The following is a 12344-nucleotide window of genomic DNA, read 5'->3' as shown; positions in this document are numbered from 1 at the left end:
TTAAGAGTCTCTGACTGGGAACGAGATCAGGGTTTAGCATTGCTAAACCCCTACCCATTTTTGGACTTATTAATTTTAAAATAGTTCTTCCTTATCTACTTCATGATAACAAAATTTCAATCAATCGTCAACCCCCAAAACTCCTTTTTTCCTTGACTTACTTCTTGTACTCAGAAGAGAATTTTGGGGATAGACAAACTTTAACTAAACAAGAAATTAGCACCAAATAAGTTAACATTCACATCAGCACCAATAAAGCCAGATGTACCAGATAAAGTGACTAATAACTGACCTGTACCAAAACCAGTATCACCCGCAATATTATTACTAATTCGCAGTTGTGTATTTGTACCTGATGTCAGCACATCAATAGCAGTAATACCGGTAAAATTGAGTTTATCACCACCGACACCACGAACAAATTGATAAACGGTATCTGTACCATTACCAGAGATATAGTTAACGTTATCTACTGCATTATCGTTTAAACCTAAATAGAGGATATCGTTACCAACTCCACCAATTAAGATATCTGCACCGACTCCACCATTGAGAGTATCATTACCAGCACCACCGCTTAAATTATCTCCTCCTGTACCACCTTTGATCAAATCATTACCGACAGTACCAACAAAAGTAACTTTTCCCGCAAATCCACTCAAATCAAATCGTTCAAATCCTAAGACGGTTGTGCCTGTAATATTTAAGAGTTGATTAGTTGTGTTATTGGCATTAATGGAAATACTATTTGCAGCTGTACCTCCCTTAATAAAGAGGGTATCAATTCCCGTACCACCATTGAGAGAATCTTGTTGTTGTAAATTAGCAAAGACGCTGGTAATGCTGTCATTACCACTTTGAGTATTGATAATATCTTTTTCGGCGGTTGTGGTGATACTTTCGTTATTAATAGTGCCTGTAAAAACATTATCTAAGTCGTTGATATTAATGGTTAATGGTTTCTCATAAAATAAATTACCTTGGTCTGTGGTGCGAACTCTGATGCTATAACTATTTTTTGTTTCATAGTCGAAAACGAATTTGCTTTTGAGTTGATTGCCGACTATTGTAAATAGGTTATTATTTGTAGAACCTGTTCCAGTAACTAAGCTGTAGGTGAAAGTATTACCTGGATTTGGGTCGGTGCTGCTAAAGTTACCAATAACTGTATTAATTAGTTGATTTTCGGCAATATTGCTATTAAATAAAGTCAAGTTTGTAGGGGCTTGGTTAGGAAAATCATCATTAAGAATTGTACCTGTAATTGTTGTATTTGTTCCTATTTGATAGGTTGCTGCTGATGATAAAGTTATAGCAACAGTTTCATTATTTTCAATGATTGTATCAGCAGTGGGGTCAATCCTTAAAGTTGCTGTGGCAGAATTAGCCGCAAAGGTAATTGTGCCAGTAGTTGTATTAAAATTAGTTGCCCCAATTTGGGTATAATCGTTATTAAAAGTAGCTGTTCCCCCAACATTATAGTTAACGGTTAAGGGGTTGGTTAAAGTGCCATTGCGGGTAAAGGTGTAGACTAGATTTGTTACACCATTTTCGGTGACGCTGGTGGTATTTATTGCTAGGTTGATAATAGGTAAAACCGTGACAGAAAACTGATAATCTAAATAGTCACCAAATAAATTTGTAGCGCGAAGGGTAATATTTGCAGTACCAGTTTGGTTAGGAAGATAGTCGAGTAAAAGTTGTTTATTGGTAATGCTAGGAGTGACTAAGGTGGGTTTGGAGTTACCAACTACAGTAAATTTAAGTTCATCTTGTTGTGTGACTGTGATGCTACTGTAACGAATAAAATTATTATCTCTAGTAATAGCAGGTTGGGCGGGATTATCGACGATAAGAGGTAGATTTGTAAAGGCTGGATTAATGCCACTTCCGTTGTAAATTGGTACGGCAGAAATAGCATCAATGGTAGCTAAATCATTGTTAGAAAGAACTTGTCCAAAAACGGTAAAACCGCCATTTTGATTATTGAGGTTAGTAGAATTATCTGCTAGGTTAAAAAACCATTGATTAGTGGCACTATTAGGATCATTACCTAGTTTAGCCATAGCGATGGTTCCGCGCACGTTAGAACGCTGGGTACTAAATTCATTCTGTACCGGTGCGTTAGCGGGAACAGTTCCTACAGTTAAGTTATTGACTGTAAACCCACCACCTTGAATAATAAAGTTACGAACAGAACGATGAATAATGCTGTTGGTATAACGTCCATTATTGACATAGTTGCGGAAATTTTGGACTGTTTTTGGTGCGCCAATACCATTTTGGTCGAATAGGACTACATTAATTACTCCATTGCCTATTGATGTATTTGCTAAATTAAAATGGGCTACGAGTCCTGTTGTGCTAGGGTCATCAAAATAGTTTATTAAGTTCAGAGTAGTATCGGCTGCATTTACTCCCACAGAAATATTATTGATGGGTGTGGTGACAATAGGTGTAAATTTGAGCATATTGTTGATTTGTAGTATAGAATTTAGGATTTTTTGGCAAATGATCGCTAATAGCTAAAAGCTGCTATATTTTAAGCAACATTGATTAATTGTTCTAAAGATTTAGCTGATGGTAAAGGTTTGTCATCTTCCTGATATTCTTCAATTAGCATCTCTATCACTTCTTGAGCATTTTTTAATGCTTCTTCATAAGTATCACCATGAGTGTGATATTTTTGGGTAGGAAATTCTGGTAAATGAACTAAATAACATTGGTCTTCACTACTCCATTGAATAATAATTGTATAAGGTAAATTCATTCTTCTGACTCCTGTTTTTGGATTAATTTTAATTTAGCTAATTTTTCTGTAACTTCTTTTTCTATATAAATTTTAGCGTCATCTCCATCTTTACCAGAAATCGTAATTGGGTCGCTGGGTAATAAAGGATGATACCAACGGGTATGACTTCCTTTTGCTGAACGATAAATAAAACCTGCTTTTTTGAGTAAACTTTTTAATTCTCTAATTTTTTTAGGCATGATTTAAGTTTTATCACTACAAAATATTTCAAAATTTAAGGGTTTAGCATTGCTAAACCCCTACAAAATAGTATTTATTTTAAAATAATTCTTCCTTGTCAAATATATGGTAACAAATTTTCAAGCGGTTGTCAACCCCCTAAGACTCTTTCTTTGCATTTAGTCCAAAGTTAAAAAAGCCGTTTAAAATATTAGACATCTCCAGAAAAGTAGAGACGTTCCATGGAACGTCTGTACACCTAAATTCACAGATGGTTTCAGCAACACCGAAAAGTTTATGAAACTACTGTTTCCACAGGGTTGGCGATGGGGGTTTTTGATGCTAGGCTTTTTTTAGCCTTTCTCATCAGTGCTAGAGCGAAGAGGGAGCCGACTGTGGGGATGGTTGCACCGCCGGGGATGTTGAAGGGAACGGCTGCTGTAGGTGAAGCTGTGAATGTAATGCTTTGAATCGGCCCTGCGTTAAAATTAAATCCTGAATTAGAAGAATTTATCCCCTCTTTTATTGCGCCACCTCCATTATCCCACACATTCACAAACGAACCATTCCAGGAGTATGTGAACCCATTAAAACTCAGGTAAGGTACGGAGTACCAAAAACTTTCAAATTCAGTGAATATCTAAGGTAATGCAGATGCAAACTCTATCCTCAATTACTGAAGTATCAGTAATTTCTTAGTTTCAATTTAAACTATTCCTTAAGGTATAGTCAAGCATATTTATCTTAATTTCTCTTGATTTTCTGTTTTTTTACAGTAATTTAACGGAGAATTCATTTAAGTATTTGTACAGAAAACCCAAAGCACCGAAAAACCTAGTCTTCTGTAGGTTGGGTTGACGTAAGGAACCCCAACAAAACCAACATGATTAATACACTTGTTGGGTTGCGCTGTCGCTTAACCCAACCTACACCAATTAACATTCATCAAATCTAATCTTGATTACTACAAGGGTGCAAGATATCATGTAAGATGTAGTGATATGATATTGGATGATTTATCCTGAAAATCCTCAAATCCTGGATATCCTGATTCAGACATTTACCCATAAAGAAAATGAGGAGGTTATGAAAAATATTTAATTTCTTCATCCTGTAAATCCTTAAATCCTGGATATCCTGATTCAGACAATTATTCTTCCACCGAAAACACCACCCGCAAACCCGACATTCTTAAACCACCTTCTGCTTCATTCCAAGTGCGACTCGCACTGCGACAAAGTTCCGCGCTAAAATTCCACGCACCACCGCGCAAAACGCGACGATGGATATCACCATCCACATCCCACACTCTACCATCTGTCGGTGCGCCTTCATAATTTTTATGCCAAGGATCAGCACACCATTCCCAAACTAACCCGTGCATATCATATAATCCAAAGGCATTTGCTATATCAAAACTGCCAACATTTGTGATTTGTTTACGAACATTATTTGTTGGTGGGACAAAATAAAAATCACCACCACTACAATTAATTAAATCAGCAGTAATGCGTTCTCCAAAATGAAAAGCTGTGGTAGTTCCCGCACGACAAGCATATTCCCATTCTGCTTCACTGGGTAAACGATAATTTCGTCCGGTTTTCATTGACAACCGCAAACAAAATTCCACGGCTTCATACCAAGAAACGTTTTCTATTGGTAAATTTGCACCTTTAAATTTTGAGGGGTTGGGGTTTAAAGGTTGGACAATTTGTGGTAAATCTGTTACTGCTTTCCACTGTGCTTGAGTAATGGGATATTTCCCTATAAAAAAAGATGAAATGGTTACTTGATGTTGAGGACATTCTTCTACATCACCTTCATATTTTGGTGAACCCATCAGAAAAGTACCACTAGGAATGGAAACCATTTCCAAAGCGATGTTTTTATTTAATTCTTCTAGAAATAATTGGCTGCTAAGTCGGTCATAGCTAACTTTTCTTCCAGCCGTGTTTACTGTAACTACATCAAAATCAAAGGTTTCTAAGGATGGTAAAGGAACGATATTTTTTTGATGTGGTGGTGGTAATGGTGTTTCAATGATAGGAATAATTTCTACAGCTTCTGGAAGTGATTTTTCGGCTTTCAAATCTTCTAACACTTCTGCTGCTGACTGATATCTATCGCTGGGGAAATGTTGCAATAACTGATCTAAAATAGATGTTAATTTTTCACTAATAGTAATCCCTTTTTCTTGTAAACGTTCTTTCCATAACCATTTTGCATTCATGGGATTATAAAGAGGATCTTTAAGTCCATAGGTATCTTGCATAGGTAAATCTTGAGTTAATAACCGTACACAAGTTACTCCCAATGCGTATAAATCACTAGCTTGACAAGCGAAACCTGCCATTTGTTCTGTTGGTGCATAACCTAATGTATAAATGGCTGTTGCTTGTCTGGCTATGCTGGTGTGAGTAACTTGTTTTGCACCACCAAAGTCAATTAATACAGGTTTGTTATCTGTATCTTGACGAATAATATTTTCTGGTTTGATATCCCGGTGAATTACGTTTTTTTGGTGAACAAAATCAAGTACTGGTAATAAATCAGCTAAAAGTTGACGAATTTGGGTTTCGTTATAAGCCTGTTCTTGAACTTCTTGGAGGAGAGTTTTACCAATAATAAATTCCTGGACTAAATACAAACTAGCACCTTGTTCAAAGTAAGCTAATAATCGGGGAATTTGGGGATGATTTTCGCCAAGTTCATATAATCTAAAAGCTTCTTCTTTGAAAAATTCGGCTGCTTTTGCACGTTGTGCTGTTCCCTGAACTTGAGGAAAAAATTGCTTAATTACGCAAGGTGCGTTTAGTCTGTCTACGTCTTCGGCTGCGTAAGTTTTACTAAACCCACCTTCACCTAATAATCGCAAAACACGGTAGCGGTTTCTGAGGTGTTGTCCAAATGTACCGTGTCCGCAAACGATGCAAAATTTACTGTAGTCAGGGTTGAAGGGGTTTGAACAGTTGGGATTTTGGCAAATTTGCATAGTTGAGGGGAAGATAGCATCTTTTCCAAAGTCGTCCCCAATATTATCTAATTTATAAAAGATATTTAGGTCAGTAAACAAGGATATCTATCTATGTCCTGACATTGGCTAGTTACGGGAATAAAAGTGAAGAGAATATGTTGATTTATTTATGTTTGTGGGGAGGTTTTATCTGTACCGAGTACCGATTATTGAGTACCGAGTAATCTTTAGTTTACTAAATACTTTTGCAATCAGTAAACGCTCCTTGTGGGAGGTCTTTTAAGTCAGCACTCACCAGTTTTTACTGTTTACTGATTTTTGGGTGACTATATATGAGCGCACAGATTCCCATTATAATATTAAGAATATAAGAGTTTTGGGATCTTGTCAAGTGTTTGGGTGATTGGTAATTACTAGTGCAGCGTGACAGTAGAGTCAGAGACTCTTTAATAGCATTCCCAGTCTGAGACTGGGAACGAGATAAATTTTGTCAAGTGATTGGGAACGAGATAATTACGAATTACGAATTACGAATTATTTCAAGTTTTATTTTCTCCTGAAACGCGAATTAATTCAGCTATAACAGCGACAGTTCCAGTGATGGAAATTAACATGACGCTGAGGGCGTTAATATCAGGTTTAACTCCGGTTCTAATGCGGCTAAATATTTCCATGGGTAGGGTGTTGGAACCGCTACCGGCGGTAAAGCTGGCGATGAGAAAGTCATCTAAACTGAGGACAAAGGCTAGTAAACAGCCTGATATGATACCTGGCATTAATTGTGGTAAAACTACTTTGAAGAAGGCTTGAATTGGGGTTGCACCTAAATCTAGTGCGGCTTCTTCGAGATGAGGATCTAAATTATTGAGTCGGGATGAGACTACTAAGCTGATGTAGGATAGACAAAACACGATGTGGGCGGCTACGATTGTCCAGATGCTGAGGGGAATGGCAAAGGCGGCTAAACAGACTAGAGTGGCAACTGCGATCGCAATATCAGGAATTAATAATGGTAAATAAGATATACCGCGATACAATTTTTTACCAGGGAAGTTATAACGCGCTAACCCCACAGCCATCATGGTTCCCAAGACGGACGAAACTGTGACTGCACAAAAGGCAACTAGTAAACTGTTATTCACAGCGGATAAAATGCGATCGTCCCGGAACAGTGTTTGATACCATTCTAGGGTAAATCCTTTCCATGTTGCACTGTAGGGTGATTGATTGAAGCTATAAAAACCTAGTACCAAGATAGGCAGGTACATGAACACAAATATAACTAGCGAGAAAACCGCCTGCCATGAGACACGCGGTTTATTGATTGTTTTAGAGATATTCATATTTAATTTGATTTTATCTGATATTCTCATACCATAAATAAATCATCAAAGTCAAGGGATTGTTGTTGCCAAGTCCGGTATTGATATAAACTGAGCATAAAACTCAGACACAAAAAGAGGCGCTGCTGATTGAAAATATGAATATACCTCATGCAAAGGCGCAAAGACGCAAAGAATCTAAGTTTAAGGTTTAGCATTTGTGAAATTCACATTCAAATTCAGCAACGCCCAAAAAGACTTTCATATTGTGTTCGATTAAAGGGGGTTGCTAAAACCAAGTATGAATTTAGGTGTAAAGACGTTCCGGCGAAACGTCTCTACAAGGGTTTTGACATTCCCAAAAATTATGTTCATACATCAAATCAGCAACGCCGATTCAAGAAGACAAATTACCCTAGTACCGCTTTCTCGGAATTAAAAATTAACAATTAAAAATTAAAAAAGTAGATTAAACAGGCTTTTTCACTATTTTTAATGGTTGCTTAACTTACGCCGTGTTGTCCTAGTAGTTGAGGTAAATATAAATTGGCAAATTTGGGTATATTTTGGCAATTTGTGATCATTATTCAGCAATTTAAGGGCGAATAGATGATATTTTAATGGCTAATTTACCTCTTGAGGTGAGTATGATTTCCCTACCTCAGATAGAGAAAAAATATTAAAGAAACAGCATAAGATTTGAAAAGACATCTCTATATACTTGGTGTTTAAAGTGATTTACTGTTATAGGTAATCGCTGGGCATTAATTTAAATGAAACAAATAAACACCACTAATTTACAATCTTACATTTTAGGGGGTTGATAATGAGAATTGCTCAAATTGCTCCACTTTGGGAGAGAGTACCTCCTCCAGCTTATGGTGGAATAGAATTAGTAGTGGGATTGTTAACTGATGAATTAGTCCGCAGGGGACATGAAGTTACATTATTTGCATCAGGGGATTCTCTGACTTTAGCAAAGTTAATATCAGTTCATCCTCGGGCTTTAAGACTTGATAAAACGGTCAAAGATTGCAGTATTTATGAATCGCTACAACTAGCTTCAGTCTATGAGCGAGCCGAAGATTTTGATATTATTCATTCCCATATGGGACATACGCCAATACCATACACAAAACTTGTGAAAACGCCTACAGTTCACACGTTGCATGGAATTTTTACCCCAGATAATAAAAAAATATTTCAATATGGCAAAAAACAGCCCTATATCAGTATTTCTGATTCCCAAAGAGAACCCAGCTTAGGGTTAAATTATGTCACCACTGTTTATAATGGCATTGATGTTAGTAGTTATGAATTTTATCCCCAACCAATAGATGAGCCTTACTTGGCATTTTTGGGTAGGATGTCTCCAGAGAAAGGGCCACATTTAGCCATTGAAATTGCTAAACAAGCTGGTTGGCGATTGAAAATGGCAGGTAAGGTAGATGTGGTAGATGTGGAGTTTTTTGAAAAGGAAATTAAACCGCATATTGACGGAGAGCAAATTCAGTATTTAGGTGAAGCTAATCATGCTGAAAAAAATGTTCTCATGGGAAGTGCTGTCGCAACTTTATTCCCTATCACTTGGCGAGAACCGTTTGGTTTAGTAATGGTAGAGTCAATGGCTGCGGGTACGCCGGTAATTGCGATGCGAATGGGTTCGACGGAAGAAGTAATTGCTGATGGTGAAACCGGTTTCCTTTGCAATAATACACAAGAATGTGTGAATGCGATTGACAATGTAAATAGATTAAACCGTTATGCTTGTCGGCGGTATGTGGAAAACTGTTTTAGTGTAGACCAAATGACTGATGGTTATGAAGCGGTTTATCAACAAGTTCTGGCTGAGAGATTTGCTAAAAATGGTCATTTCCGCACTCCTGTAGTTAATTTAATTTAGCGCGAATTTCCTCAATCCGTTGGCGATTTACTCCTAAGTCGCCATAACCTAAGCGGGAAGCTGAACGTACGTGAATGATGTTAGAGTTCGGGTCGAGATAGAATTCTACATCATCGACAAATCCCATCAAAGCACTTTTGAATTCTGCATATAAATAATCTTCTGTTTCGGTAATTATCTTCGTTCTAGGTAAAGATTGAATAATGCTTTTGAGTTGAGATAATGCTTGTTCTGAGGTGGATGTAAAACTCAGGGGTGCGATTTGATGAAGTGAATCTGAAGCCTGACTGGAGACACAGTTAGGGCTAGAAGGACAGGGTGCTAATTTACCTAATTGAACGCCTAAATTATTTGGTCGTTTGCCTGCAAAGATCATAGGGTTAAGTAGGGGTAGAAAAATAAAAATGAGGATGGTAAGAAAGATCAAACCTAAAAAGCCTCTTGTTGTTTGTTTAATCGACACGAAAAATATTAACCTATGATTAGGTTCATGATTCCATCATAAATGAAAGTGGTTAATTGAAAATTAAAGAATAAGACAAATAGAGCGATCGCTATAGCAATTCCCATTGTCATGAGGTACAAGCAGTAATAATTAAACGCAGATGGACGCAGATGGACGCAGATAATTTTGTACTTCATTAAACTAGGAAATGCTATATCATCCTTCTTCCCTGCCACTTGCGTATTGTGCTAATAACCACAGCCCATAACGCTCTAATCCTACCAAAATTGCTGTGATTGCCAACGCCCAAGCAAATAATACCAGGTTGCTGACGTTATTAGCTTTGAGAGCAAAACTGAGGGATGTGGAGACAGCAGGGGGGTGCATGGCATCTAGTATAATCATCAGGAAAATGGCTAATATCATTGCTATTCCACCGGAAAGATACCCACCACCAAAAAGGAAATAGGTAATAAAACCAATACCAGCAGCCATCATTTGAGCAAGTATCAAAGTGCGGATAGAATTGGTTCCGTGTTGGGGATCTAGATAAATTAAAAAGGCGCTAGAAGCCAGGGAGGCAAATAATAGGCGTTGTTGCGTGAGTGCTTCTACAAAATACATAACTAGCAGTACAATTGCAGTAGGTGCTGTAGCTAATGCTATTTCTCCTTTCAAGTCTAACCTGCGCCTAAGTGTGCGATTTGCCCCTGCTAATGGTTTTAAGCTAGAACGTTTTTGATTCATGATGCGATAATCGCCTAAACAGCTTGTTACATCAACTTTAAGACTTTGGGGATATGGCTTCTTCCCACGAATGATAGACAATCTTGAGGCTGATGAAAACATCGGTAATCTAATCGTTTTATGATGCGATTAATTACCATTTAGTCTCAAATAAATTTATGACATCCACAATTTCCATCAACGATAGTCACTCGTTACAACTGTCACCCCTAGAAGTCCCCAACCGCTTATTACTTGGCCCAGGTCCTTCTAACGCCCATCCTGCCGTATTACAGGCCATGAACACCACACCTTTGGGGCATCTAGATCCTGCATTTTTAGCCTTGATGGATGAAATTCAATCTTTGCTGCGCTACGTATGGCAAACGGAAAACCCGCACACCATCGCCGTCAGTGGTACGGGTACAGCCGCAATGGAAGCCACCCTAGCTAACACCGTAGAACCAGGAGATGTGGTATTAATTGGTGTAGCTGGGTATTTCGGAAATCGCTTAGTAGATATGGCGGAAAGATATGGTGCAGATGTGCGAACTATCACCAAGCCTTGGGGACAAGTTTTCAATTTAGATGAAATCAGTACAGCAGTAGAAACCCATAAACCAGCAATTTTAGCCTTAGTTCATGCCGAAACATCCACCGGCGCACGTCAACCTTTGGAAGAAGTGGGCGAATTGTGTCGCAAACATGGCACATTGCTATTAGTAGATACCGTGACAAGCTTAGGTGGTGTTCCCATTTTCTTAGATGAATGGGGTGTTGATTTGGCTTATAGTTGCAGTCAAAAAGGTTTAGGTTGTTCTCCTGGTGCGTCACCCTTTACCATGAGTCCCCGCGCAATGGAGAAGTTGCAAAAACGCCAATCTAAAGTTGCAAACTGGTATTTGGATATGTTGTTGTTGGGGAAATATTGGGGTACTGAACGCACATATCACCACACAGCCCCGATTAATTTATATTATGGCTTACGGGAAGCATTGCGTTTAGTGGCAGAAGAAGGTTTAGCTAATTGTTGGCAACGTCATCAAAAGAATGTCGAGTATCTTTGGCAAAGCCTGGAAGAAATCGGTTTAAAAATGCACGTGGAAAAGGAATACAGACTACCAACTTTAACTACAGTTTGCATTCCTGAAGGGGTAGATGGTAAAGCCGTTGCCAAACAATTATTACTTGAGCATAACATTGAAGTGGGCGGTGGTTTGGGAGAACTGGCGGGTAAGGTTTGGCGTGTGGGTTTGATGGGTTTTAATAGTCGTCCTGAAAGTGTGGATAGGTTGGTTGAGGCTTTGAAGCAGGTTTTAGGTAAGTAGAATTCTTGCGGGGTGGGCATCTTGCCCGCCATAATTATAAATTATATCATGTCCGGTTGTTCGCGTAGCGTCTCGTCAGAGATATACTTATCATTTAGACTGACACGGAGACAGGGAGACACGGGGACGCGGGGACGCGGAGAGTTTTTTTGATAAGCAATTAGCCGGACTTGATATTACAGGATTTAAGGATATTCAGGATATTGATAATGAGAATGTTAAGTTAAATAACCAATATTGAAATTGGCTCTTAGTAAGGGCTACAGCCGTGACAATCAACCTTTAATTATTTACGTTGTTCTACATACCCGCAAATGTAGAGAATAAAGAAGAAATGCATATTTCAAAACTTATTGGGTGGATAATATAAAAATCACGAAAAATTGATGAGAATCTGTACTGCTTGTGTTGATATTCGACACAGGACTGTTCAAGAAGTCCCACAACTCAAAGTACAAGTTACGGGGGTGTGTGTAATGAAAGAATACATGAATATTTTAGAAGGGTTAGTGGATCAGTTGACACTATCTGCAATCCTAGAAATGCTAGAACGTATATGTCACAAAAAAGCGGAGCATCTGAGAACTCACTGGAAAGATGAGGACTCTGCAAAACGGTGGGATAAAGCCGCTAAACAGATCGAAAATCTCAATGTTGATATTTGAACGTTTCGCA

At 38.2% G+C, this 12344-nt stretch carries 11 protein-coding genes; 3 read left to right on the top strand and 8 right to left on the bottom strand.

The window, feature by feature from the left end; translation table 11 throughout:
- Positions 1–200: 200 nt before the first annotated feature.
- The 6 genes from H6G59_RS27630 to H6G59_RS17160 all read right to left on the bottom strand — a co-directional run bounded on the left by H6G59_RS27630 (position 201) and on the right by H6G59_RS17160 (position 7288).
- Positions 201–2471 (bottom strand): peptidylprolyl isomerase, encoded by a 2271-nt coding sequence (locus tag H6G59_RS27630; RefSeq protein WP_199332063.1) that lies wholly within the window; start codon positions 2469–2471, stop codon positions 201–203.
- Positions 2472–2542: 71 nt separating this feature from the next.
- A complete protein-coding gene (locus tag H6G59_RS17180; RefSeq protein WP_190716495.1) occupies positions 2543–2770 on the bottom strand; it encodes a type II toxin-antitoxin system HicB family antitoxin in 228 nt (75 codons plus the stop codon).
- Positions 2767–2991: a type II toxin-antitoxin system HicA family toxin gene (locus H6G59_RS17175; RefSeq protein WP_190716493.1), complete on the bottom strand. Its 225-nt coding sequence runs from the start codon at positions 2989–2991 to the stop codon at positions 2767–2769. The genes H6G59_RS17180 and H6G59_RS17175 overlap by 4 nt, the downstream gene beginning before the upstream one ends.
- Before the next feature lie 275 nt (positions 2992–3266).
- Positions 3267–3527 (bottom strand): hypothetical protein, encoded by a 261-nt coding sequence (locus tag H6G59_RS17170; protein WP_190716491.1) that lies wholly within the window; start codon positions 3525–3527, stop codon positions 3267–3269.
- 594 nt (positions 3528–4121) lie between these two features.
- A complete protein-coding gene (locus H6G59_RS17165) occupies positions 4122–5963 on the bottom strand; it encodes a bifunctional serine/threonine-protein kinase/formylglycine-generating enzyme family protein (RefSeq protein WP_190716489.1) in 1842 nt (613 codons plus the stop codon).
- A gap of 521 nt (positions 5964–6484) precedes the next feature.
- Complete coding sequence (locus tag H6G59_RS17160; protein WP_190716486.1) at positions 6485–7288, bottom strand: ABC transporter permease; 804 nt, start codon at positions 7286–7288, stop codon at positions 6485–6487.
- A gap of 805 nt (positions 7289–8093) precedes the next feature.
- Between H6G59_RS17160 and H6G59_RS17155 the strand changes: the two genes are divergently transcribed.
- Positions 8094–9170, top strand: coding sequence for a glycosyltransferase family 4 protein (locus tag H6G59_RS17155; RefSeq protein ID WP_190716484.1), 1077 nt, complete (start codon positions 8094–8096; stop codon positions 9168–9170).
- On the opposite strand, the gene H6G59_RS17150 is transcribed toward H6G59_RS17155, so the two are convergent.
- Entirely contained in the window at positions 9157–9546 is a 390-nt protein-coding gene (locus H6G59_RS17150; protein WP_190716482.1) for a DUF1499 domain-containing protein, read from the bottom strand. The two genes, H6G59_RS17155 and H6G59_RS17150, sit on opposite strands and share 14 nt — an antisense overlap.
- A gap of 285 nt (positions 9547–9831) precedes the next feature.
- Positions 9832–10464: an HPP family protein gene (locus H6G59_RS17145; protein WP_339327970.1), complete on the bottom strand. Its 633-nt coding sequence runs from the start codon at positions 10462–10464 to the stop codon at positions 9832–9834.
- Between the two features lie 56 nt (positions 10465–10520).
- Between H6G59_RS17145 and H6G59_RS17140 the strand changes: the two genes are divergently transcribed.
- Together H6G59_RS17140 and H6G59_RS17135 are read left to right on the top strand one after the other, a co-directional pair.
- On the top strand, positions 10521–11669 hold the full coding sequence (locus H6G59_RS17140; RefSeq protein ID WP_190716480.1) for an alanine--glyoxylate aminotransferase family protein: 1149 nt from the start codon (positions 10521–10523) through the stop codon (positions 11667–11669).
- 476 nt (positions 11670–12145) lie between these two features.
- Complete coding sequence (locus H6G59_RS17135; RefSeq protein ID WP_190716656.1) at positions 12146–12334, top strand: hypothetical protein; 189 nt, start codon at positions 12146–12148, stop codon at positions 12332–12334.
- Positions 12335–12344: the final 10 nt, after the last annotated feature.

The sequence above is a fragment of the Anabaena lutea FACHB-196 genome (assembly GCF_014698305.1).
GTDB classification, from domain to species: Bacteria; Cyanobacteriota; Cyanobacteriia; order Cyanobacteriales; family Nostocaceae; genus Anabaena; species Anabaena lutea.
Note: the sequence above shows the minus strand (reverse complement) of the source record. Positions and strands in the feature narration are given on the sequence as shown.

Excerpts from the sequence above, each read along its gene's own strand:
- H6G59_RS27630 (WP_199332063.1), bottom strand. The coding sequence starts at position 2,471 with ATGCTCAAATTTACACCTATTGTCACCACACCCATCAATAATATTTCT.
- H6G59_RS17180 (WP_190716495.1), bottom strand. The coding sequence starts at position 2,770 with ATGAATTTACCTTATACAATTATTATTCAATGGAGTAGTGAAGACCAA.
- H6G59_RS17175 (WP_190716493.1), bottom strand. The coding sequence starts at position 2,991 with ATGCCTAAAAAAATTAGAGAATTAAAAAGTTTACTCAAAAAAGCAGGT.
- H6G59_RS17165 (WP_190716489.1), bottom strand. The coding sequence starts at position 5,963 with ATGCAAATTTGCCAAAATCCCAACTGTTCAAACCCCTTCAACCCTGAC.
- H6G59_RS17160 (WP_190716486.1), bottom strand. The coding sequence starts at position 7,288 with ATGAATATCTCTAAAACAATCAATAAACCGCGTGTCTCATGGCAGGCG.
- H6G59_RS17155 (WP_190716484.1), top strand. The coding sequence starts at position 8,094 with ATGAGAATTGCTCAAATTGCTCCACTTTGGGAGAGAGTACCTCCTCCA.
- H6G59_RS17150 (WP_190716482.1), bottom strand. The coding sequence starts at position 9,546 with ATGATCTTTGCAGGCAAACGACCAAATAATTTAGGCGTTCAATTAGGT.
- H6G59_RS17145 (WP_339327970.1), bottom strand. The coding sequence starts at position 10,464 with ATGTTTTCATCAGCCTCAAGATTGTCTATCATTCGTGGGAAGAAGCCA.
- H6G59_RS17140 (WP_190716480.1), top strand. The coding sequence starts at position 10,521 with ATGACATCCACAATTTCCATCAACGATAGTCACTCGTTACAACTGTCA.
- H6G59_RS17135 (WP_190716656.1), top strand. The coding sequence starts at position 12,146 with ATGAAAGAATACATGAATATTTTAGAAGGGTTAGTGGATCAGTTGACA.